Source organism: Mycobacterium sp. GA-1841 (genome assembly GCF_001954135.1).
Lineage (GTDB): Bacteria > Actinomycetota > Actinomycetes > Mycobacteriales > Mycobacteriaceae > Mycobacterium.
Map to the genome: position 1 here is coordinate 32,280 of NZ_MBEQ01000094.1, position 20,440 is coordinate 52,719.

A 20,440-nucleotide genomic window follows, 5' to 3' on the forward strand; every position below is an offset into this window, starting at 1 on the left:
CCTCGACGAGGTACTACATTCCGTAGTAGTCGACTCTCAGGGGGCAGGATGCGGTGGCGCGGGGTAAGTCATGTCGAGTTCGCCGTGTTGGACTACGACACATCGATCGAGTTCTACGACGCCATGTTGGGTTGGCTCGGCTACCACAGCTTCTCCTCGCTCAACATGGAGTACCAGTCGATCTACTACATGACGCGATTCGTCAACCCGCACAGTTACATCGGCATCCAGCCGGCACGCACCGGGGACAGACTCACCCACACCGACCAGGCCGTCGGGATCAACCACATCGCGCTGTGGGCACGAAACCGCAAGGAAGTAGACCGGTTTCACCGCGACTTTCTCGTCGCCAGGAACATCCCGGTCACCGACGAGCCCAAGGACTACCCGCAGTACTGGCCCGGCTACTACGCGGTGTTCTTCGACGACCCACTCAACGGCATCCATTGGGAACTGGCCTGGGTGCCGAGAATACCCAGCCCCCAACAGGTATGGAAGTTCTACCGCACGATGCGGGCCTTCGGTAAGCAGCGTCCGGACCTGGCCCGCACCGTCCCCGGCATCGCACTGCAAGCCAGGCGGACGTTACCCGGCAAGTGAACCGGGTTACCCCAACGCCACACCCAACTCCTGGGCGAACACCTTGATCATGTGTTGGACCGCAATTTCGTTGCGGCCGATCAACATATGGTCGTGTTGGCCGTGCCGGACGCCTTCACCGCATTGCGGCAGCATGGCGAAATCCTCGTCGCGCACCGCGGCGTGCACCCCTTCGTAGACCGCGTCGTAGCCGGCGCGCATGTCGTCGGTGGTGGCCGGAATCCGACCCATCCAGCTGTGCCGCACCGTGCAGCGGGTCGGTTCACCCTCGGGCAACATGTCGATGATCTCCACGCCGACGGGGCTGTTGGCCAGGATCAGGTTGGGATACACCCAGTAGATGACGCCCATGTTGGCCGACGGGTCGAACGAGCCACTCGGATCGTCGACGAGATTCTTGATCCAGGTGAACGGGAAGCCGATGCGGTGGTGCTTGCCGAATTCGTCGTAGACCGCCGTGTTCGGCAGGGTGTTCTGACCGATCAGGCTTTCACCGTGGACGAATGGGAAGTGGTAGCCCTCCGCGAACGCCTCCAGCGCCCCCTTCCACGACACCTGCGAGGAGAATTCTCGGTCGGTGTGATAGCCGTAGTTCTGGTAATTCCATTGCGCCAGTTCGTTGTCCAACGGGCCCAGGTGTGCGTCGAGGTCGATGGTGGCGTCGGCGGTCAGCACCGCCCAGATGAACCCGTGACGTTCCTCCGAGGGCAGTTCCACTAAGCCGTACTCCGCCGTGTCGATCGTGTCGAAGCCCGCTTTGCCCGGCACCATGAAGAGCTCACCGGTGTTGCGGTAGGTCCAGGCGTGATACGGGCAGACGAACCGTGATGCGTTGCCGGAACCACAGGCCGGCATGGCGCCACGGTGGCGGCAGTAGTTGAGAAAGACGTGCGCGGCGCCGGTGCGGTCCCGGGTCACCAACAGCGAGTCCCCGAGCACGGAGCGGACGACGAAGTCGTTGTTGGCCGGGATCTGAGCCGACGGCACGATCGCCAACGGCACCCGGCGCAGGATCTGGGATTCCTCGATCTCGGTGATCTTGGGATCGCGGTAGTAGTGCAACGGCACCTTCAACACCGCCTCGGCCATATCCGTCGTTCCGTCCACGGCATGGCGCAGGGCGCGGCGGGTCAGTTCCTCATCGGTGCTCGCGACCGGGCTGCTGATCATCGCCTGACCATACAATGAAGCCACATTGTATTGTCAAGATTCGCTCCGCATCCATGCGACGATCGTCGAATGCGCAGGCACGGCTGGTCGGGCGACATTCCCGCCGACGACGACGAGGCGGCCCGGCGCATCATCGACGCGGCGCGTCAGGTCATCGACGCCCGCGGCACCGTGAGCGTGTCGGAAGTGGCGCAGTCCCTCGGCGTGACCCGCCAGACCATCTATCGCTACTACCCCACCCAGGAAAGCCTGATGGCCGCCACCGCCATGTCTGCGGTGGACGGCTTTCTCGACCGGCTGGCCGCGAAACTCGGCTCGATCACCGATCCGAGCGAGGCCGTCGTCGAGGGAATCGCCTACACCGTCGAGCAGATTCCGCACGATCGGCACCTGAGCTTGGTGCTGCAGCCAGGAAAAGCCAGCGCCTTCACCGCCGGGGTCACCTCAGACGTTGCGGTCGAATTCGGTAAATCGATCGTCCAGCGTTTCGACATCGACTGGCCTGCGGCCGGCTTCGACGGTCACAAGCTCGACGAACTGGTCGAGTTCATGCTGCGGACCCTGCAGTCGTTCATCATCGACCCCGGTGGCCCGGCCCGTCGGGACGCCGGCCTACGCACCTTCCTGCGGGATTGGATCGCGCCCGCCGTCGCCGCACAGGCACGCGCGTCCTCACCCCCGGCAAAGTAGGCACTGCGTCGACTACCCGGCTCTGCGCAGGCGATTGTTTATCGGTTCCCCACGCGGGTTAGCCAAGGGGTCGCGCTCAATTGCCGATAGAAGGGAGTACGCCCATGACCATCAAACCTTTGACCCTGTCATCTGTACTGGCCGGATGCGCGGCCGCGGCGGTGCTGGCATTCGCACCCGCAGCAGCCGCTGAGCCCAATCAATGTCAGAGTGGCGGGACCGGTCCGAATTCCGCCGGCCCACCGACGTGTGAGACGTCGGGACCGGCGATCACCGCCACGCCTCCGGTGCAGGGCGGACCCAACACCGGCAACGGCCCCTACGGCCCGTGGGGTAACACGCCCCCGGTCGGATAACCGCCAGGCGGGACTATTTCACGTGGGGCGCAAGTAGTTCCGCCCAAGCGTTGGTCATCTTGTCGTACTCGTCTTCGCAACCGTCGGCACGGTCCTGAGGTAGCAGTCCCTGGCTGATCACGTCAGCATTGGCGACCGGATCGGATCCGTAGATCCAGCACTCGAAGTTGTACGTGCGCGCCGCGTCCAGAGTGTGCACGTCGGCGAACAGCGACTCATCCGGCTGGCCGCCCTGTTGGGCGTAGATGCGGTATTCGCGGGCCTGGTCTTTGGCGGCCTGGACATAGTCCGGATCGACATTGCCCTCGTCATCGGGGCCGAGCAGCACCGAGGCCGCGAGCTGATCGGCGACGTCTTCCTCGCGACCGGTGGCGGGCAGTTGGTAGACGTCGATGGCCATGTGGCCGAGCTCGTGGAAGAACGAGGCGATCACGACACGGCGGGCGGTGTCCTCCGGGTCGGGGTCGCCGGCCTCACCAAAGATCTCGACGCTTTCGTTGACGTCCTCGTAGCACATCGTCATCTCTTGATCGTCAGAACTCCAGTAGTCGTTCGCCTCGTCACACTGCGCGCCGACCAGCGGAATGTCATACGGCAATTTGTACGTATCCGTGACGTCGTCGGCGAGCTGTTCGAGCACCTGGGTCTTCTGCATCAGGTCACGACCTTTGACAGCTTCGGGGGTGGTGGCGTCCTCGTACCGCACCACCATGCGGCCGGTGGCCGGGGCGGCGTTGGGTAACTCGACAGCGGCACTCGAGGCAGGCGGCTCCGGGTCTGCGGGCGCTGCGGCGTCTTTCGAGCTACAACCGGCAGCCAGGACAACGACTGCGCAGACCACCGTGGAACAGAACCATCGGGGCACGGTGCATCCTTTCGTGGAAGACGGCGATGACCGTGCCGTCTGTTTCGCTGAGTCACCAGCAATTTCGTCACGCTAGCCGATAACGACGCAGGTGATGGGCGCTATGACGCGGTGTGACCGGCTCGCACCAACAAATCCACGTGGAGAATTCGTCTGACGATAAGGTTGATCAGCCCAGGCGAACAGGAAGCCCCATGAAGCAGATTGCCCGTACATCGGTCGTGGATGCCGTTGTCGCGCAGCTTCGTGAGCGGATCCACAACGGCAGCTGGCCCGTCGGGAGCAAGATTCCCACCGAGGTGAGGCTCATCGAGATGCTCGGTGTCAGTCGGCCCTCGGTCCGCGAAGCGGTCCGGTCCCTCGTCCAACTCGGGTTGCTCGAAACCCGCCAAGGCGACGGTACGTATGTCCTCGCCAAAGATGAAGTCAGACTGGTCCTACAGAATGCCATTCGTGGCGCCGATGCTGACGAGGTGACGGCGGTGCGGCGGTGTCTGGATGTCTTGGCGGCTTCTCAGGCTGCCCTCCGCCGGACCGATGACGACCTGACCGAGCTGCGTTGTGCCCTCGACGGCAGACAGGCCGCAGTGCCCGCCGGTGACATCGAGGCGTTCGTCGAGCATGACGTCACATTCCACCTCAGCATTGCGCAGATTTCACGAAACCGCCTGCTGGCCAGCATCTACCAGAGTTTCGAAGGTGCGCTGCGAGATTCCATCCGACATGCGAACTCGCCGGTGATCGTCGACGATCGCGACGGGATACTGCACGAACGGCTCCTACTGGCTATCAAGCAAGGCGACGAATCGGCTGCGACAGCGGCCGCATCGGGGATTTTCGAAAGCGGACGGGAAAGCGGGCCTGTTGCCGGTTGATTCGGCAACAGACCCGCCCCGTGTTCGTCAGCGGACGATCGACGTCACTCGCTGTCGTTCTTCTTCGTCCGCTCGCTGCGCTGCTTCTTCTCTTGCTTGGCAGGCTTCGCGGCGCCGACGGCCTTCTTCACTCCGTCGCGGGCCTTCTTGACAAGCGAGCTCACCGCGCGTTTGTCCGGCTTGCCTGCCTTGCCCTGCGTCTTCTTCGCGGAGTCGACGGCATCGGCGCTCTTCACGGGCAGGTTACTCGCCGCCCTGTCTTCGGCCGGGGTGTTCGCCGCGGCGTCGGCCGCAGCCGCGGGCTTGTCGGTCACTGCCGTCTTCTTGGCGTCGGACTCAGCCGACGAATCCTCTTGGGCGACAGTGCCTCCGGCGATCTTGCCGGCGACAGCATCCGAGAGGGTGGCGCCCAGGCCGGACACCTTGCCCAGCCCACCGCCACTGACGAGCTCCGCGATGTTCTTCAGCGGGTTGGCCTTGGGATCGGCCGGGGCCGACGGGACGCCCGGAATCCCACCGTTGAAGAACGCCTGCTCGATCCCGGCCTCCAGGGCCTTGACGACATCGGCCGGCACCCGGCTCCAATCGACGTCGGGCATGGTGCCGAACCCGACCGGGTTGCCCGAGTCGTCAAAGGTGCGCTCGTATCCGTTCTCCTGGTCGACATCGGTGTAGCCCAGGTTGACCAGGATCTTCAGCGCGGGCTCAAGTGCGTCGGCGATCGGATTGGTGAAGTTGGTGCCCAGCGCCAAGTTGACCGCATCGGTCGGCAACCGCAGCGGCTCAAGCAGCGGCAGACCGTTCGCGCCGATCGTGACGTACTTGTTCACCGCTGCCGGGGCGTTGCCGAGAGTGAGCTGGATGCCGGTCTTGGTGTCGATCGCGCCCAGCGCACCGTCCATGATCGGGTTGATGATGTCGTCGAGCGTCGTGCCGCGCAGCATGTAGGTCGGGAACGCCACCGAGGCCGCGGAGTTGGCCAGCGCCAAGGGGTTTGCCCAGGCCGGGAAGTCCGACAGCGCGAAGTACTCCACCGTGCCGTCGACCTTGATCGGGAAGAGCACCGCCTTGCGCACCTTACCGTCGGCCACTCCGTAATCGGTCCGCTGCGATACCACGTCCTCGGTGACCGTGCTGAACCCGAACATCTGGGCCACCGGATCAAACCGTGCGAACAGGCCGCCATTGGCCCGGCCCGGGTTGAACAGCATGATCATCGGCAGGATGGTCTTGTTGTTGTTGGGGTCCTGGCTCTTGAACTCGTCGACCACCAGTTGGTAAGCCTGGCCGGCGTTGTACGCACCCAGTCCCATGCTGACCAGTGTCGGTACGCGCCAATTGGCGTTGGTGACCTTGAGAGGGCTGGTGATCTTCACGCCCCACGGAGTGTCGGTGATCGCGTCGGCGATGTCCTTCGGGGTGCTGGCTGCCCAGTTGGGGTTGCCACCCAGCGCCCGCAGCGCGCCGAAGAGCGGGCCGGTCATGATGACGTTGAAGCCGTCACCGGAGATCGGCATGTCCTCACCCATCATCCCGGTGACCAGGCCACTGAGATCGATGCCTGCCGACTTCAGCAGCTCGCCGAGACCCAGTTGCGCCGGGTCGAAATCCTTGAGACTGATCTTGTCGGGGTTGATGCCGAGTTCGGCGAGCGCTTCTGGAATGTCAAAGATGATCCGCGGTGTGGTGCTCGCGGCAGTCAGACCGACTCCGTAGTCGGACACGACATGGCGCGCCGACGCATTGCTGCTCGCGGCGTTGGCAACCGAGGCGTTGGCGGTCGGCCCCAAGCCGACAGCAACGGCTGTGGCGGTGGCGATTCCCGCCATCGCAAGCTTTTTCTTGCGGACTGTGTGACGCCGAGTCATCTCTCATCCCTTCAACCGGCGACGTGATTGCGAAACGGAAGGTAGCGGAACTCTGGGCAAACTCTCAGGTTGCGTGAAAACAGAGAACGAAACTTGCGGACACCGGCTTCATCTGCATCGACGTGGGCTTTTGGCTATGAGCCCAACCACAGTCGGCCGGCAACGTGTGTTGCCGCACACCAGCTGGGAACTTGCTGAAAGCGGCAAGTGCATCCATCACGGCCAGAAAGCGGGCCGAGAGTACTCATTCATCCGGTCGCCTGGCTGCCTGACAACTAGATATGTCAGTGACCCGGCAACGTGACGTATTCAGATCCCGGCGGTATCCCGTTCACATCCAGAATCAGCCTCGACACCGGCTTGCCCAAAGCTTTAACCGGACGGACTTTTAGCAGGTAGACGCCCTATATTCGTCATATGATATGTTCACGGACCGTCAAAGGAGCGTGGATGCAGCGGATAGCCCGGGTGTCTCTTGTCGACTCCGTCGTGGCCCGCTTGCGCGATCAGATCAGCAGTGGCGCATGGCCGGTCGGCGTCAAAATCCCCACCGAAGCCGAACTGGGCGAGACCCTCGGAGTGAGCCGACCATCGATTCGCGAGGCGCTCCGATCCCTGGTCCATCTCGGTCTGATCGAAACTCGGCAAGGCGACGGCACCTACGTTATCGCCGACGACCAGACCGCAGTAGCGATGCGGCAGGCCGTTGCCGACGCCGACGATCACGACGCCGCGGTCGTGCACCGCTCCCTTGAGTTGCTTGCGGCACGCGAGGCTGCGAGTCGCCGCACCACACAAGACCTCGCCGCCCTTCGCGGTCATCTCGATGCCCGCCGCGCGGCCCACACCAGAAACGACATGGCGGCGTTCGTTCACCACGACGTGGCATTCCATGTCGGCCTGGCGGGAGCGACGCAGAATGCGCTGTTGGCCAGGCTGTACCGCAGTTTCGAGGAGACCCTGCGCGATGCGGTGACAGCGTCCGGCGCAGAAGCGTTCAGTGACGACCCCCGAGGTGATTTTCACGAGCAACTGTTCTGGGCCGTCCAGCGTGGTGACCAACGTTCGGCGATCCGGGCGGCCAGCGGAGCCCTCGACGCGCACTGACACCGCGACCGCCGGCCGAGATCTGTTCGTCGGTCGCCCGTTTCGGCCGTTGTCGTAGGCTCGTAACGTGGTCGACCTCTCCTATGTCATCGCCGGATCCGAAGCGACCGGCGGCGCCGGTCTGCAAGCAGACCTGCGGACCTTTCAGCAGTTCGGCACCTATGGCGTAGGCACCGTGACCTGCATCGTGTCGTTCGATCCGAAGGCGAACTGGGTGCACCGCTTCGTGCCAGTCGATCCGCAGGTGGTCGCCGACCAGATCGAGGCGGCGACATCGGCGTACGACCTCGACGTCGTCAAGATCGGCATGCTCGGCACTCCCGCCACCATCGACGTCGTCGCCGAGGGCCTCGCCCGCCAGCCCTGGCGGCACGTCGTCGTCGACCCGGTCCTGATCTGCAAAGGCCAGGAGCCCGGTGCCGCCCTCGACACCGACACCGCACTGCGCCGGCAGATCCTGCCGCTTGCCACGGTGACCACCCCAAATCTGTTCGAGGCCCGCACCCTGTCCGGGATGCAGGACATCTCCTCGGTCGACGATCTCGTGGAGGCCGCCCGACGCATCGCCGACCTCGGGCCGGCTTGCGTCGTGGTGAAAGGCGGAGTGGAGTTCCCCGGCGACGACGCCGTCGACGTGGTCTTCGACGGTAACGACATCGAAATCCTGCGCGCACCAAAGGTCGGGCAGGCGCGCGTCGCCGGTGCGGGCTGCACGCTGGCCGCCGCGATCACCGCAGCCCTGGCCAAGGGCTCGGACGTCGTCGATGCGGTACGCCTGGCCAAGGACTTCACCACCGCCGGCATCATCGACCGGATCGGTGGCAACGCCCCCTTCGACACCGTGTGGCAGGGCGCGGGCGGCACAGCGTAAGTTCCACCTGACCGCAGGTCACCCTTGTAGCTTCGGAATTGCAGGCAAGCACGAGCGAACAAGGAGGAAGACCAATGACGAATCGTTCAGGAAGTGCGTTCTCCAGACGCACGTTCATCCGCGGCGCCGCGTTCACGGTGCCCGCCATCGGAGTTGCGGCACTTGCACCGGCGGCCCTGGCGGCACCACAGGAGTGCGGTGACCCGTCCGGAAAAGTCGGTAATTGCGCAGCCCAGCTGCCGCAGGAGTTCACCGCCACCAGCTTCAGCACGACAGCGATCGTGGGCGGCACAAACTACTCAATCCTGTTCAGTACCAACATCCGCCGAGGCCCGGTCATCCCGCCGGGGGCCACCGGTTATCGCATCAAGAGCATCAGTGTCTCGGGCACCAAGAAGGACGGCACGCCGTTCTACCTCACCCCCGGAATCGGGGAGGTCGGTCCCCGGATTCTCAACGCCCGATCGGGATCATCGCTGGGCTTCGCCCTGGACGTGCCGTGGGACGCGAACCAGCTCGTGCGGTCGTTCCTCTACACCTACGACGTCGAGTTCCTCACCGGCCTGACCGGAATTCAGACCTGCCGGTACACCACGACGATGACGCTGGCCGACAACGGGATGACACTCGGGGGTGTCGGCTCCGTCAACTTCTCCACCCCGATGCTCGCCGAATGCGAGACGGCTCCCCCGCCGCAGTAGGGCTACCGGCCGGCGTTGCGGGTCAGGTCGATCGCGTACTGGCTGACGAAGGTGCCGGCGGACGCCTCGCCGGGACCACACGCGCCGTCGGACTCACCGGGACGCTTGACCCAGAGGAAGGCGTCGACGTTGCCGTTCCCGGTGGCCGTGGTCGGCGCAGCACCGAGCGCCCGGCCACTGGGGTTGCACCAGTACATCTCGCCCTCGGCCGGTCCGGCGCCGTTGCGCGACGTGTCGATGACGTAGGGCTTGCCGCCGGTCATGCCGGAAATGGCGTCGCCATAACCCATTTCCTCTTCGGTGGTGAAGAAGTTGGCGGTGTTTAGGCTGAAGCCGCGGGCCTTGGCGACCCCGACCCGGTTCAGCCGGTTGGCCATCTCGTCGGCGGCCGTCCAGCGGGAGTGCCCCGCGTCGACGTAGACCGCGGTGCCCGGGTTGCGGGTGAGGGTGTCGACCGCGTAGCTCATGAGGTTGTAGCGTTCCTCGCGCTGATCACCCGATAGGCAGTCGGCCATGGCCAGCGCGTCGGGTTCGAGGATGACCGCGGCTGGCCCGCCCCCGATGGCGGCGGCGACACCGTCGATCCAGCCCTTGTAGGCCGCGGCCGAGCCGAAGCCACCGGCGGCGTAGCTCCCGCAGTCACGGTGCGGGAGCGCGTAGAGCGCCAGAATCGGCATGGTGCCGGCGGCCTGCGCCGCGGCGATGTACTTGGCATCCACCGCGGGGCTGGAGATGTTGTCCATCCAGTAGGCCGTCGGAGTGTTGGCGATGGCCTGCAACTCGGGGCTCGGATTGCCCTGTGCGGCGCGCATGGCCTTCGACGACGGGTTGACGTAGAACGACTGGCCCTCGAGCGGGTTGCCATCACTGACCAGGCGCACCGCCGACGTCGGTTGCGTGGTGACCAGACCCACGCCGACAACGGAGGCGACGGTCAGAACAGGAGCGAGCAGGCGCCCGACGGCGCTGATGGCTGAGGACATCACCTCAGGGAAAGTAATGGCGCGACGCGTCGAAAGCCAGTCACCGGTTCTCGGAATCGGCCAACGCTCGGGTGTAGAAGCTCATCCGCTCACGTAACTGCCCGGAGTCAATGCCGAACTCTTCGGGCTGATAGCGATGCTTGCCCCTACCGTCGCGGGGTTGGCTGCGGTGCTGCTCGGCGAGCATTCCAGCGATGTCCGGCCGGCACAACCAAGGTCAATGATCGCGGTTGGCCCGACCGCCGGTGGTGCAGAACTGATACCACTGCTCGTCCCATGCAGCGTCACGTCGTCGGTTCAGTGCAACGCGCAGCATTGAGATCGTGGCCAGGCACACCAGCGCGGTGGCCGCCCACAGGGCCAAACCCACACTGATGGCGGAGCCCTGCACTTCTGCATCACTTTTGGGCGGTTTGCTCACCGCGCCCGTTTTGTCGAGCCACACCGTGATCCGGTCGCCGATCTGCACTGGCTCAGCGGTGGAGACGAAGGCCGTCTGCTCCTGAAATGCCGAAGTCCAGCGCACGCCGACGCGTCGGGGCGCGTGCGGAACGCGGGAGGGAGCGGTGGTGCCAAGCTGGGTGACACTGGCCTCGACCGGATGAACCGACTTGGCGTATTCCACATTTCGAGCGGCGTTGTCGGCGTATGCGGCCCGGCCCACCAGCACCGCGGCCGGCACCGCGATGATCAGTGCGACGACGCCGAGCAAAATGACTGCGGCGTCGATGCGGTCGTGTCGTCGGACGAGGGCGCCGCTCCCGAAAGCGCGCAATATCCATGGCCGACGCATGGACGTCGACGCACTCACGCGCATGTCAACACCGGCGTTACGACCACATGAATGATTTTGACACCGGGTGTCATTACAGGGCAATGCCCAACATCACGGGGGGACCAACTTCACATTTCCGCGTGCGGTCGCGACGCACCACGCAGGAGCGGCCCCGCTCCGTTGTCTCAGGCCGGGCCTCGGAGGGAATCTCTCGGTCTCCGGCTCAGACATGATGGAGAACATGACTGCGAATGAGACGAGAGCCGGCTCTGCGATGCGGACGGCGATGGCGGTGACGCTCGCGCTGCTGCTCGCGGTACTGACCTGGAGCGGCACCGGACGCGCTTCGGCTGCTGAAGCGTCACCGGCCGGCGATGCCCTCTCCCTCGGCGATCCGGCCGCGCCCGGCCAGATCGAGCTGTACCTGGACCCACTGTGCCCCTACAGCGGAAAGATGGTCCGTGACCAAGGCGCCGAAATCGGCCGGCGCATCGAGGCCGGCCAGCTCCACATCAACCTGCGGCTGGTCAATTTCCTCGAAAAATATTCGGCCAGTGGCACTTACGACACCCGTGCGATCTACGCGGCTTACGCCGTCGCCGACCACTCCCGGTCGAGCGAAATAACGTGGCGGTTCATCGAGCAGATCTTCTCCGCGGAACAACAACCGAAGGAGAAGGGTCCGATCGATCTGAGCAACGATCAGCTCGCCGGGCTGGCCGACCACGTCGGCGCTCCGCCGGCGGCGCAGAACATGATCAAGCTCGGGCTTCCGATTCCCTACGACGCCGGCGCGATCGCGGCGAACAATCTCCCGCTGCTGCGCAGCTTCCCTGAATCCGGGGTGCCGCTGGTGGTCATCGATGGCGAATCGGTCGACGGCAACTCCGACTGGCTGGACCGGCTTCCCGCCTGATAGACCGATCCGGCCTGCGCGACCTACCCATCACACGTCGCCACACCCTCGCGTTGGAGTTCACCGCACTTCCCCACAAAGATCCGTTCGACCCGATCCTGGTCGCCCAGGCCGCCGTGGAACGGCTCACCTTGCTCAGTGCGGATGCGAAGCTCTTGACGGCCTTACCGGACGTGATCGACGCCCGAATGTGAGTCCATCTGGCCGACGTCTCGGGTGAATTTGCACTGTGACCTGCACCACTGCTGGTCTCATCGGCCGACCATCGCGTTTTGTGGAAACCGACAATCGTTAACATCAAGGCGCTACTCATCCGAGGGCCAGCCCACACGACCCACAGGACGCTTGATTTGAACTCGCCAGAACTCGCCCATTGGAATGCCCAGGAAGCACTCGCGGAGGCGATGATCCCTCTCATCGGCACCCTGCACCGGGCGAAGGGCGTGACAGTGCTCCTGCACAGCCGGTCGCTGGTGAACAAGTCGGTGATCTCCATCCTGCGGACCCATCGTTTCGCCCGACAGGTCGGCGGCGAGGAGCTGTCGGTCGAAGAGACCTTTCCGTTCCTGCAGGCCCTGGCCAACCTCGATCTCGGCCCCTCGAAGATCGACCTTGGGCTGCTGGTCATGGCCTACCACGCCAGCGACCGTCAGCTGTCGATCCCGGAGTTCACCGCGCAGATCCTCGACCAGGTGACCGGTGAGAACAAGACCGAGCCGCAAGGCCCCCGGGATGTGGTGCTCTACGGGTTCGGTCGCATCGGCCGGCTTGTCGCACGCCTGCTCATCGAGAAAGCCGGCTCGGGCAACGGCCTGAACCTGCGCGCCGTCGTGATCCGCAGCAACGGAGAGGGCGACCTGGCCAAGCGGGCGTCATTGCTGCGCCGCGACTCAGTCCACGGCCAGTTCAACGGCTCGATCAAGGTCGACAATCAGAACAACTGCCTCATCGCCAACGGCAACGTCATCAAGTTCATCCACAGCGATGACCCGGCGTCGGTCGACTACACCGAGTACGGCATCAACAACGCGATCCTGATCGACAACACCGGCAAGTGGCGCGACCGCGACGGCCTGTCGAAGCATCTGCGTCCCGGCATCGCCAAGGTTTTGCTGACCGCACCGGGCAAGGGCGACGTGCCCAACATCGTGCACGGGGTCAACCACCGGTCGCTCGATCTCACCCAGCAGATCTACTCCTGCGCTTCGTGCACCACCAACGCGATCGTTCCGCCGCTGAAGGCCATGGACGACAAGTTCGGCATCGAGCGTTGCCACGTGGAGACCGTGCACTCGTTCACCAACGACCAGAACCTGCTGGACAATTACCACAAGGCCGACCGCCGCGGCCGGTCCGCGCCGTTCAACCTGGTGCTCACCGAGACCGGTGCGGCCTCCGCTGTCGCCAAGGCGATGCCGGAGCTGAAAGCCAAGATCAGTGGCAGCTCGATTCGCGTCCCCACCCCGGATGTGTCGGTGGCGATCCTCAACATGCAGCTGCACCAGGCGACCACCAAGGAAGAAACCCTGGAGTACCTGCGCCAGGCGTCGCTGTCGGGACCGTTGAGCCGCAACCTCGACTACACCGCGGCAACCGATGCGGTCTCGAGCGATTTCATCGGCTCCCGCGCGGCCAGCATCATCGACGCCAACGCGACGATCGTCGACGAGGACAACGTGATCCTCTACGTCTGGTACGACAACGAATTCGGCTATTCGTCGCAGGTGGTGCGGACAGTCCAGTACCTGTCGGGCATCGAGTACCCGACCTATCCGCAGATCTGACCTGATCGCCGACGCACAGCCGATTGGCAGCTGTGACGGCGTTTCAGGCGCGCAGGCCCGGGTATCGCCGCCCGCATGGGATTACAAGTAACAGAAGTGCAAAAGTGCCTGGCCGGATTCGACTACCCCGGATCGGCGCAGAACCTGGCTGACCATGCCAAGCAGAACGGTGCCGGCGATGATGTGGTCCAAGCCCTCGGCGGGCTGTCCGGCGAGTTCGATGGGCCCGATGCCGTGATGAAGGCCCTCGGGTCCACCGATTCCCTCGGCGGCTGAGCGTTACGTCGTCGGAATGTCCGGGTCGTCGTCGGCAGGCGGCTCGGGGTCTCGCCATTCCTCGACCCGGCTCGACCGGTTGCCCTGCAGGGTGCCGCGCAACTCGCTCTTGAGCGCATCGTCCTCGCGAGGACTGTGCTTGGAGCTTTCGCGTTCCATGGTCATACCCCCTTACGGGATCACGCGCTTACGGGATCACTCGATGGTTCCCGGGGCGCCGGTTCCGGCACCGTTCGTCCACTGCGCCGACGCTTCGCGCCCGAACACCACACCGAGTCCGACCATCACCACAGCCAGGCCGAAATGCAACCAGTTGTCGGCGGTGTTGACCGGGATGAAGTTTGCGGAGCTCCCCCGGTCGATCACCAGGCCGTACAACCAGAGCACGGCGTAGATGAGACCGCCGCCGATCAGGTACGCCCGCGCCGCGCCCGCGCGGCGCGCCATCACCAAACCGACAGCGCCGAACGCCAGATGCACGAGGTTGTGCAGTACGGAGACGGCGAACACGCCCAACAACATCGCGCCGGAATGGTGCCCGGCCCAGGTCAGGTCGCCGTAGTTGGTGGTGATGCCCGGGATGAAGCCCAGGATGCCGACGATGAAAAACAGGATTGCCACCGCCGTTGCGGTCACCTGCAACGGGGTCGCGTGACCGGCGCGCCCCGCCCGTGGTGGAGTTGGTTTCGACATGATGCACACCCCTTCGCCAGAGGAGCCTCGTCGGCTCCGCGCAACGGGTACCCCGGGCATTGCTGTCCCACACGCCGCGCCTTTGATCCGGGTCGGCACCCATCGCGTGTCCAGCGGCTGGTCGACGTCGGCGTGCCGCGAAATGGGAGCAGCTGCCGTGCTGCCCGACTATGCGCGACTTCTCAGCGACTATCGCCGCACAAGCACCAAGGGCACCTTTGGTCACGCGCACACTATTTACTCACGTCACGTGAGCGTTCAACTGCCACATATGTCACGGATTTGGCGATGTCCAGCTATCAGCGACAGAGTCGCTCGCAACCGGGCATAGGACAGATGAGACGCACGAGGCTGAGGGTGCCGGAGTGACGAAAGCCCGAAGCGGCGATGGGATTGGTGAGGTGCAACGGCACCCGTGTGGCGATTGTCGCTCGATTGTCGCTAACAGGCGGGCACATCGAATATCCCCTACGAACCGTGACTGATGCGATCACAGGTCCCGTGCCGACCGCAGGCCCGGGCAAAACCCGCGATCATGCACCGAGATTCGAAATCTCCGAATCCAGCTTGGCCGCTTCCTCGGCCATCTGCTGCTCGGACAGTTGCACTCCATCGGTCTGACCGATGAGGTCCGACTTGGAGACCACCCGGAGCGCGCCACGGTAATCATCCGTGTCGAGGCGTCCGGCCGGCACCACATCGGTGTGACCCTGAATCAACACCAGAACCGCATCAGCCTCATCCGAGGCCAATAAGCGCCGTACGTCGTCAGCCGAGATCGTCATCAGTCGTCCTCACCGTCGTGCGTTGTTCGCCAGCCCATAGCTATGCCCGCTCGCCAAAGTTCCTAAGCCCTGTAGCGCGGGGCGGCCACCCAGGCGTTGCACGACGACACTCGTAGCTTGGGCCGCCAGCCGGCCGGCCCCGATCGGATCAGCTCCGCGGACGAGCCCGGCGATGAGGCCGGCCATGAATGCGTCGCCGGCACCGGTACGGTCGACCACCGGTGCCGACGAATGCGGAAAGAGCTTGCTGCCGCCGGGCCACGCCAAGAGATCGCCGACACCGCGGATGGCCAGCGCCACCAACTCCGGTCCACGGTCCAGAAGGCGCGAGGCCAGGGCAGCCCCTTTGGACTCGGTGTCGATCGACTCGCCGGCGAGACCTTCGGCCTCCGCGGCGTCAGCACGAAACACCGTGAGTAGCCCGAGAAGCTCACGGTCGTGGTCGAGATCGATCGCTCCGTCGGCGACCACTCGGACATTTGCGTCATGAGCCCGCCTGGCCGCCGCCAGTAGCGCATCATGAGGCTGCTGAAGCTGCAGGGACACAGTGTGAGCCTGGGCGATCTGTGCGCCGGCCTGGTCGATGTCCTCGACCGTGAGCAGGGCCTCGGGTGGAACATGCTCGAACAGTTGACGATTGGCGTCGTCATCGACGACATCGACGAGCAGTGCCGTCTGTCCCCGCCTGACGACATGCGTGGTGCTTATCCCGTCCGCCTGCGCCTGCTGCACAACGGCCGTGCCGGCGTCGTCCTGTCCGACCACCCCGACCAATCCGACCCTGACACCGAGTTGAGCCAACCCCACGGCCTGGTTGGCACCCTTACCACCCAACATTTCGCGACGTTCGGTGATCGTCGCGGAGCCGCCGGGCGCGGGTAACCGGCGCATCCGCACCGCGACGTCTCGGCCGATCTGCCCAATCACCAGGACGTCGAGGCCGACTACCACGCGGTCTACGGATTGGCCGGCGGTTGATCCCAGCTTCCCGGTGCGGCCGGTCCCGCCGGTGGCGCCAACCCGAGGCGGCCGGCAGCAAAGTCGACACCCTGGTTGACCAAACTGTCGTAGCCACTAGAGGTGTGCGCCGCGAAATTGAGACCGTCCGAGCAGACGAAATCCTCCGGGGCGCAGACCTTGAGGGTCTTGTCCACGTACTGCTGGCCGATGACCACCGGCGGTTCACCCAGGAAGTTCATCGCCCGGATGTTCGGTGTCCCGTAGAGCACGACGGCGGCCACCTTGTCGGCGACTTCCGGCGCCAACGGTTTGGGCACCGTCGCGGGATCGACGCCATCGGGGACGGCGGCGGAGGTGACGAAGCCCATGACCGCCGCTCCTTGCGAATATCCGCCGAGCACCATCTTGGTATCGGGGCAGTCGGCGGCCATCTTGGTGACGTGCGCGCCGGCATCGCGGATGCCGTCAACGCCCGTGGTCCACTGATCGGTGGCCGGATAGTTGACCGGGTAGACACCGAAAGTCTTGTCGCCCACGCGATGTCGGAGAGAATCGACAAACGCCTGCCCGGTCGGGCCTACGCCGGGAGGTTCACCGGTGCCGCGGGCGAACACCACCTCCACGTCAGGGCAGGGCTGCGCGGAGGCCAACGGCGCCGAACTGGCGAACACCACCCCCATTCCTGCGATCACGGCGGTACCGATCAGACCAATGAGCCGTTCAATCACGTTGGCTTCCTCTGCTAGTTCGATGTCATCGGCTATTCGGGAGCTTGTGTACCGACGCCAACGCCGCGGTGAGCGACTCACAGGTCGGAAACGTTTGACTGTGGCCGCAGACGGCCAGCATTCGCGATGCCGCGTGACCGACCACCAGCGCCCAGCGCACGTCAACCTCGGCGCAGCGGGCATTGATCGTGCGCAGAGCCGCCAGACCGGCCGTGCCCATGAATTCCAGCGTGGTCAAGTCCAGAACCAGCCATTCACACCACGCCATCTGGAGAAACTGATCGACGAGTTGGTCGGCATTGGCGGCATCGACGTCACCGATGACCCGGATCAGGGCGCCGGTGCGACCGCACTGTTTCGTGAAATAGACGTGGCCGTCCTCGCGCCGTGCACCGGCGATCCGGACGGCTTCCTCGGCCCGTCGCCGCTCAACTGTGACCGGAACCGACATCGGCGACCCCCTCAGACGACGATTCGCGCTGCTGGGCTGTGCAGGGGACCGGCAGCCACGTCCTGGCATTTCCGTGGTGGCTGTGGTCTCAACCTTGCAGACAAAAAGTACTCCCACCCGAAGTCCTCGGCAACCGTTATCTCTGACAACGCAAGGGGCGGTGGCGCTCGCGCCGGATGGGCAATATGAACAACGGCGCGTCATGACGAACGCCGACCGCGCCGCGGCCGACAGCCACCGAAATCGTTCACCGGCCAAGAACCTTCTCGCAGCCGTTTGAACTGCGGCGATACCGGGCATTAACCACGGGCAGTATTGACCCCTTCACCGTTGAGAGGCCGATGTGACAACCGCATACACCCCGGAGCCCAATTCGATCGGCAACATCGTCGTCGCCGACGGTGTTTACGCCCCGCAAGAAGACTCCCAGCTGTTGATCGAAGTGATGGAGAAATCCGGCCTCGCGGTAGGCCGGTCCGTTGCGGATCTGTGCACCGGCAGTGGCGTGGTGGCGGTCAACGCGGCCGGCCAGGGGGCATCGGCCGTCGCGGCCTTCGATATCTGTCAGCGCGCCGTGCGGTGTGCCCGGTCCAATGCCCTGGCCCACAACGTCGCCGTCGACGTGCATCTGGGGTCCTGGGCCAGGGCCGCCGAGTTCGGCCCTTTCGACCTGATCACCTGCAACCCGCCGTACGTTCCCCACGACCCGGACGACGCGGCGCTGTCGGCGGTGACCGGTCCGGCGCGCGCGTGGGATGCCGGTCACGACGGGCGAATGGTTCTCGACCCGCTGTGCGCCGCGGTGCCCGACCTGCTCGCCGACCGCGGCAGCCTGCTGCTTGTGCAGTCGGAATTCGCCAACCCTCGCAAGACTTTGGCGGATCTGTCCGCTGCTGGCCTCGACGCCGATATCGTTGCCTGGCAGTGGATTCCATTCGGTCCGGTGCTGAATGCCCGAGCGGAGTGGCTAGAAGAAACCGGGCGCCTGGAGACTGCCCGGCGCGAAGAGGAACTGCTGGTGATCCGGGCGGACAAGCCATGAGTGACACCGACCGCCGCATTGTTCGGCCGGTGCCGGGGGGCCCTGTGATGGTGCAGGGCCCCGTCCGCATAGAGATGCCAGACGGCACGGTGGTGGATTCCGACCGCTTCATGGTGGCCATCTGCGCGTGCCGGCGCAGCAAGGATTACCCGCTGTGCGACACCAGTCATCGGCGTGGGGGCCGGGTCAAAGACCGTGGCACCGACGCCGAGGCATCAGCTCAGCGGACGACGTAGCGAGGACTGGCCTTCGGCCCACCGGCCCATCATGTGATCGGCCAGGCGGTCCTCGACCAGAGCATGGGCCCGAATCCCGAACACCACATCGGCATCAAGGTGAGGCTCGCGAGCCACCAGATCACCCACCACGTCGGTGCGCACCACCTGCTCGTGCACCGCGTCGGCTTCGACATGTTCGGCGTAGAAGCCGACGCACTCCTGCGGAGCACCGAGGCGCTGTAGGGCCTCCACCAGCCGTCGCGAACCCGGCGAGGAGGTGATCTCGGTGGAGGCGAAGTGCCCGACCGCGGCGCCGCGCAGATTGCGATGTAACCCGAACAACGACATCAGGTTCACGGCGGCCAGCGATTCGGCCGGCACGTCGTCGATATAGCCGAGGTAGCGCGAGTCCAGCCCGGCCGCATCCATCAGGCCGGCGAACAACTGCTGGTGCAGGCGCGGCCCGCGGCCGCCGCCGAACTCATCGAATTCCACCGCGACGAATGACGCCTTGGCCTGCCCCGTCAGCCGCGGGATCGCCCAGGCGTGCGGATCACCCTCTTTGAGGTGATACAGCGAGCGGTGCACGAAGTACTCGCGCATCTGCTCCCAGGTACCCTTGTCGCGCAGGTGATATGACAGACCTTCACCGTCGACCGGCTCGATCGAGATCTTCTCCATCTCGGCCAACGCGGTGTCCTCGGGATCGATGTCACCGACGGCGTCCCGCACCTCCGTCAGAAACTCCCTCTCCAACTTCCCCCGCAGATGCAGCAGGCCGGCGTCCCACTCCCAGCCGGCATCCACGCCGGCGAAGCCGCGGTAGTGCAGCTCGTAGCAGACATACAGGGCCAGGTGCAGGTCGAGACCGAACGGGTCGGCATCGGCCAGCGACGCCTCGACGCGGGACAGGTGATTACAGGGCACCCGCTCGCTCAACAATCTGATGACGGCAGCTGACAACGGACCGCGAGGATCGGGCAGAGTGGGTTCCAGGAGGATCGGCGCAGATGTCACGACGCCATAGATACCCAGTTCAGCGGTGCATTAATCCAGCCATCGCTGTGGGCCCCTCCGATCACCGGCCAACTCATCGCGGTCGACGGCGGATTGCTCATGCTCGGTTCATGGGTGCCCGGTCATTAACGAGGGCCATTCGGTTTTTGATGTCCAGTCGCTCGAAGATTCACGACACCCTGGTGATTGTGAGCGGCATTTCGATGGTGAGCCAGAGGTTGACACCGCATCCTCCACTCGGGCCGATGGTGCGGTCGTAACCTTTGAAGCTTTCGGGCTCGTCGGAGGCTCGCCAGAAGCGGAACGACTGTTCGCCGGCAGTGGTACTGCCGTCGGGGCACGGTTGCCAATTCTCGATGCGGTGCCCGGTGTACCACTGACCGGATTGGCAACGGAGCTCACTGCTCCAACCTTGTTCACTGATGACCGAGCCGGAGCAATGCATGACGTCGTCGCATTGTGACGTAGCAGTCCAGGCGGTGACAACGGTGGCTTCATCGTGATACACCTCGCGGGTTTTGGCCCATCGCCCGTCCGAAGTCACCGTGAACGCTCCGTTGATCGGCCGGTCACACGACAGGGCGTGGGCCACGGACGCGGTCGTGATGCTCGCCGTCACTGTGGCGGCCAGGATGGTCAATGACGCGGTGGCACGTGCCAGGAGCATGGCAGTCTTCCCTTGGAATCCGTTGAGCAGCGCTGTGTCTGG

Annotated in this window: 27 protein-coding genes; 13 read left to right on the forward strand and 14 right to left on the reverse strand. The window is 64.7% G+C overall.

What is annotated here, in order from left to right; translation table 11 throughout:
- The first annotated feature begins 48 nt into the window (after positions 1–48).
- Positions 49–600, forward strand: a complete 552-nt coding sequence (locus A5740_RS21885) for a VOC family protein (protein WP_076197517.1) — start codon at positions 49–51, stop codon at positions 598–600.
- Between the two features lie 6 nt (positions 601–606).
- Here A5740_RS21885 and A5740_RS21890 read toward each other — a convergent pair whose 3' ends face one another.
- Positions 607–1,770 (reverse strand): SRPBCC family protein, encoded by a 1,164-nt coding sequence (locus A5740_RS21890; RefSeq protein WP_076197519.1) that lies wholly within the window; start codon positions 1,768–1,770, stop codon positions 607–609.
- Positions 1,771–1,839: 69 nt separating this feature from the next.
- Here A5740_RS21890 and A5740_RS21895 point away from each other — a divergent pair, with 69 nt between their 5' ends.
- Together A5740_RS21895 and A5740_RS21900 are read left to right on the forward strand one after the other, a co-directional pair.
- Positions 1,840–2,460 carry a TetR/AcrR family transcriptional regulator gene (locus tag A5740_RS21895; protein ID WP_076197521.1) on the forward strand — a complete coding sequence of 207 codons (621 nt, stop codon included), beginning with the start codon at positions 1,840–1,842 and terminating at the stop codon, positions 2,458–2,460.
- Between the two features lie 104 nt (positions 2,461–2,564).
- Positions 2,565–2,816, forward strand: coding sequence for a hypothetical protein (locus tag A5740_RS21900; protein WP_076197523.1), 252 nt, complete (start codon positions 2,565–2,567; stop codon positions 2,814–2,816).
- A 13-nt stretch (positions 2,817–2,829) separates the two neighbouring features.
- Here A5740_RS21900 and A5740_RS21905 read toward each other — a convergent pair whose 3' ends face one another.
- Entirely contained in the window at positions 2,830–3,528 is a 699-nt protein-coding gene (locus tag A5740_RS21905) for a DUF4344 domain-containing metallopeptidase (RefSeq protein WP_371454789.1), read from the reverse strand.
- 266 nt (positions 3,529–3,794) lie between these two features.
- Between A5740_RS21905 and A5740_RS21910 the strand changes: the two genes are divergently transcribed.
- Complete coding sequence (locus tag A5740_RS21910; protein ID WP_139335290.1) at positions 3,795–4,556, forward strand: FadR/GntR family transcriptional regulator; 762 nt, start codon at positions 3,795–3,797, stop codon at positions 4,554–4,556.
- 44 nt (positions 4,557–4,600) lie between these two features.
- Here A5740_RS21910 and A5740_RS21915 read toward each other — a convergent pair whose 3' ends face one another.
- Entirely contained in the window at positions 4,601–6,424 is a 1,824-nt protein-coding gene (locus A5740_RS21915; RefSeq protein ID WP_083654319.1) for a PE-PPE domain-containing protein, read from the reverse strand.
- Positions 6,425–6,874: 450 nt separating this feature from the next.
- On the opposite strand from A5740_RS21915, the gene A5740_RS21920 reads away from it, so the two are divergent.
- The 3 genes from A5740_RS21920 (at position 6,875) to A5740_RS21930 (ending at position 9,103) form a co-directional block, all read left to right on the forward strand.
- Positions 6,875–7,531: a FadR/GntR family transcriptional regulator gene (locus tag A5740_RS21920; RefSeq protein WP_076197531.1), complete on the forward strand. Its 657-nt coding sequence runs from the start codon at positions 6,875–6,877 to the stop codon at positions 7,529–7,531.
- 67 nt (positions 7,532–7,598) lie between these two features.
- Complete coding sequence (thiD, locus tag A5740_RS21925; RefSeq protein ID WP_076197533.1) at positions 7,599–8,402, forward strand: bifunctional hydroxymethylpyrimidine kinase/phosphomethylpyrimidine kinase; 804 nt, start codon at positions 7,599–7,601, stop codon at positions 8,400–8,402.
- A 74-nt stretch (positions 8,403–8,476) separates the two neighbouring features.
- Positions 8,477–9,103 carry a hypothetical protein gene (locus A5740_RS21930; protein WP_076197535.1) on the forward strand — a complete coding sequence of 209 codons (627 nt, stop codon included), beginning with the start codon at positions 8,477–8,479 and terminating at the stop codon, positions 9,101–9,103.
- A gap of 2 nt (positions 9,104–9,105) precedes the next feature.
- Here the strand turns inward: A5740_RS21930 and A5740_RS21935 are convergent, their stop codons facing one another.
- The 3 genes from A5740_RS21935 to A5740_RS21940 are packed head-to-tail and all read right to left on the reverse strand — an operon-like array spanning position 9,106 to position 10,903.
- A complete protein-coding gene (locus A5740_RS21935) occupies positions 9,106–10,086 on the reverse strand; it encodes a glycoside hydrolase family 6 protein (protein WP_076197537.1) in 981 nt (326 codons plus the stop codon).
- Between the two features lie 40 nt (positions 10,087–10,126).
- Positions 10,127–10,273, reverse strand: coding sequence for a hypothetical protein (locus A5740_RS28545; RefSeq protein ID WP_175616320.1), 147 nt, complete (start codon positions 10,271–10,273; stop codon positions 10,127–10,129).
- 30 nt (positions 10,274–10,303) lie between these two features.
- The gene (locus tag A5740_RS21940; RefSeq protein WP_139335291.1) at positions 10,304–10,903 is read right to left on the reverse strand and encodes a hypothetical protein; all 600 of its coding nucleotides are present in this window, start codon (positions 10,901–10,903) and stop codon (positions 10,304–10,306) included.
- A gap of 232 nt (positions 10,904–11,135) precedes the next feature.
- On the opposite strand from A5740_RS21940, the gene A5740_RS21945 reads away from it, so the two are divergent.
- The 4 genes from A5740_RS21945 (at position 11,136) to A5740_RS21960 (ending at position 13,837) form a co-directional block, all read left to right on the forward strand.
- A complete protein-coding gene (locus A5740_RS21945; RefSeq protein ID WP_076197541.1) occupies positions 11,136–11,777 on the forward strand; it encodes a thioredoxin domain-containing protein in 642 nt (213 codons plus the stop codon).
- Between the two features lie 53 nt (positions 11,778–11,830).
- Positions 11,831–11,971, forward strand: coding sequence for a hypothetical protein (locus tag A5740_RS21950; protein WP_175616321.1), 141 nt, complete (start codon positions 11,831–11,833; stop codon positions 11,969–11,971).
- Between the two features lie 156 nt (positions 11,972–12,127).
- Positions 12,128–13,561: a glyceraldehyde-3-phosphate dehydrogenase gene (locus A5740_RS21955; RefSeq protein ID WP_076197543.1), complete on the forward strand. Its 1,434-nt coding sequence runs from the start codon at positions 12,128–12,130 to the stop codon at positions 13,559–13,561.
- A gap of 75 nt (positions 13,562–13,636) precedes the next feature.
- Positions 13,637–13,837 carry a DUF2795 domain-containing protein gene (locus A5740_RS21960; RefSeq protein ID WP_076197545.1) on the forward strand — a complete coding sequence of 67 codons (201 nt, stop codon included), beginning with the start codon at positions 13,637–13,639 and terminating at the stop codon, positions 13,835–13,837.
- Between the two features lie 3 nt (positions 13,838–13,840).
- On the opposite strand, the gene A5740_RS28830 is transcribed toward A5740_RS21960, so the two are convergent.
- From A5740_RS28830 to A5740_RS28550, 6 genes are all read right to left on the reverse strand, one after another.
- Positions 13,841–13,996 carry a hypothetical protein gene (locus A5740_RS28830; protein ID WP_175616322.1) on the reverse strand — a complete coding sequence of 52 codons (156 nt, stop codon included), beginning with the start codon at positions 13,994–13,996 and terminating at the stop codon, positions 13,841–13,843.
- Positions 13,997–14,032: 36 nt separating this feature from the next.
- A complete protein-coding gene (locus A5740_RS21965; protein ID WP_076197547.1) occupies positions 14,033–14,530 on the reverse strand; it encodes a DUF4383 domain-containing protein in 498 nt (165 codons plus the stop codon).
- 533 nt (positions 14,531–15,063) lie between these two features.
- Complete coding sequence (locus tag A5740_RS21970) at positions 15,064–15,315, reverse strand: hypothetical protein (RefSeq protein ID WP_076197549.1); 252 nt, start codon at positions 15,313–15,315, stop codon at positions 15,064–15,066.
- A 9-nt stretch (positions 15,316–15,324) separates the two neighbouring features.
- Positions 15,325–16,266, reverse strand: coding sequence for a PfkB family carbohydrate kinase (locus tag A5740_RS21975; RefSeq protein ID WP_254849292.1), 942 nt, complete (start codon positions 16,264–16,266; stop codon positions 15,325–15,327).
- A 5-nt stretch (positions 16,267–16,271) separates the two neighbouring features.
- The gene (locus A5740_RS21980) at positions 16,272–16,955 is read right to left on the reverse strand and encodes a cutinase family protein (RefSeq protein ID WP_083654346.1); all 684 of its coding nucleotides are present in this window, start codon (positions 16,953–16,955) and stop codon (positions 16,272–16,274) included.
- A 73-nt stretch (positions 16,956–17,028) separates the two neighbouring features.
- The gene (locus A5740_RS28550; RefSeq protein WP_139335292.1) at positions 17,029–17,454 is read right to left on the reverse strand and encodes an STAS domain-containing protein; all 426 of its coding nucleotides are present in this window, start codon (positions 17,452–17,454) and stop codon (positions 17,029–17,031) included.
- Between the two features lie 343 nt (positions 17,455–17,797).
- Between A5740_RS28550 and A5740_RS21990 the strand changes: the two genes are divergently transcribed.
- Both A5740_RS21990 and A5740_RS21995 read left to right on the forward strand, forming a co-directional pair.
- Complete coding sequence (locus A5740_RS21990) at positions 17,798–18,496, forward strand: HemK2/MTQ2 family protein methyltransferase (RefSeq protein ID WP_076197553.1); 699 nt, start codon at positions 17,798–17,800, stop codon at positions 18,494–18,496.
- A complete protein-coding gene (locus A5740_RS21995; protein ID WP_076197555.1) occupies positions 18,493–18,732 on the forward strand; it encodes a CDGSH iron-sulfur domain-containing protein in 240 nt (79 codons plus the stop codon). Before A5740_RS21990 ends, A5740_RS21995 begins: the two co-directional genes overlap by 4 nt.
- Here the strand turns inward: A5740_RS21995 and A5740_RS22000 are convergent.
- Positions 18,712–19,731, reverse strand: coding sequence for an iron-containing redox enzyme family protein (locus A5740_RS22000; protein WP_076197557.1), 1,020 nt, complete (start codon positions 19,729–19,731; stop codon positions 18,712–18,714). The genes A5740_RS21995 and A5740_RS22000 overlap by 21 nt on opposite strands.
- Before the next feature lie 169 nt (positions 19,732–19,900).
- Positions 19,901–20,371 (reverse strand): hypothetical protein, encoded by a 471-nt coding sequence (locus tag A5740_RS22005; protein WP_139335293.1) that lies wholly within the window; start codon positions 20,369–20,371, stop codon positions 19,901–19,903.
- Between the last annotated feature and the right edge of the window lie 69 nt (positions 20,372–20,440).

Bases quoted from the DNA above. Each gene is read 5' to 3' on its own strand.
- A5740_RS21915 (WP_083654319.1), bottom strand. From the start codon at position 6,424: ATGACTCGGCGTCACACAGTCCGCAAGAAAAAGCTTGCGATGGCGGGA.
- A5740_RS21940 (WP_139335291.1), bottom strand. From the start codon at position 10,903: ATGCGCGTGAGTGCGTCGACGTCCATGCGTCGGCCATGGATATTGCGC.
- A5740_RS21900 (WP_076197523.1), top strand. From the start codon at position 2,565: ATGACCATCAAACCTTTGACCCTGTCATCTGTACTGGCCGGATGCGCG.
- A5740_RS21905 (WP_371454789.1), bottom strand. From the start codon at position 3,528: ATGGTGGTGCGGTACGAGGACGCCACCACCCCCGAAGCTGTCAAAGGT.
- A5740_RS21935 (WP_076197537.1), bottom strand. From the start codon at position 10,086: ATGTCCTCAGCCATCAGCGCCGTCGGGCGCCTGCTCGCTCCTGTTCTG.
- A5740_RS21930 (WP_076197535.1), top strand. From the start codon at position 8,477: ATGACGAATCGTTCAGGAAGTGCGTTCTCCAGACGCACGTTCATCCGC.
- A5740_RS21970 (WP_076197549.1), bottom strand. From the start codon at position 15,315: ATGACGATCTCGGCTGACGACGTACGGCGCTTATTGGCCTCGGATGAG.
- A5740_RS21995 (WP_076197555.1), top strand. From the start codon at position 18,493: ATGAGTGACACCGACCGCCGCATTGTTCGGCCGGTGCCGGGGGGCCCT.
- A5740_RS28830 (WP_175616322.1), bottom strand. From the start codon at position 13,996: ATGGAACGCGAAAGCTCCAAGCACAGTCCTCGCGAGGACGATGCGCTC.
- A5740_RS21965 (WP_076197547.1), bottom strand. From the start codon at position 14,530: ATGTCGAAACCAACTCCACCACGGGCGGGGCGCGCCGGTCACGCGACC.
- A5740_RS21885 (WP_076197517.1), top strand. From the start codon at position 49: ATGCGGTGGCGCGGGGTAAGTCATGTCGAGTTCGCCGTGTTGGACTAC.
- A5740_RS21980 (WP_083654346.1), bottom strand. From the start codon at position 16,955: ATGGGGGTGGTGTTCGCCAGTTCGGCGCCGTTGGCCTCCGCGCAGCCC.
- A5740_RS28550 (WP_139335292.1), bottom strand. From the start codon at position 17,454: ATGTCGGTTCCGGTCACAGTTGAGCGGCGACGGGCCGAGGAAGCCGTC.
- A5740_RS21895 (WP_076197521.1), top strand. From the start codon at position 1,840: ATGCGCAGGCACGGCTGGTCGGGCGACATTCCCGCCGACGACGACGAG.
- A5740_RS21960 (WP_076197545.1), top strand. From the start codon at position 13,637: ATGGGATTACAAGTAACAGAAGTGCAAAAGTGCCTGGCCGGATTCGAC.
- A5740_RS21890 (WP_076197519.1), bottom strand. From the start codon at position 1,770: ATGATCAGCAGCCCGGTCGCGAGCACCGATGAGGAACTGACCCGCCGC.
- A5740_RS21920 (WP_076197531.1), top strand. From the start codon at position 6,875: ATGCAGCGGATAGCCCGGGTGTCTCTTGTCGACTCCGTCGTGGCCCGC.
- A5740_RS28545 (WP_175616320.1), bottom strand. From the start codon at position 10,273: ATGCTCGCCGAGCAGCACCGCAGCCAACCCCGCGACGGTAGGGGCAAG.
- A5740_RS21945 (WP_076197541.1), top strand. From the start codon at position 11,136: ATGCGGACGGCGATGGCGGTGACGCTCGCGCTGCTGCTCGCGGTACTG.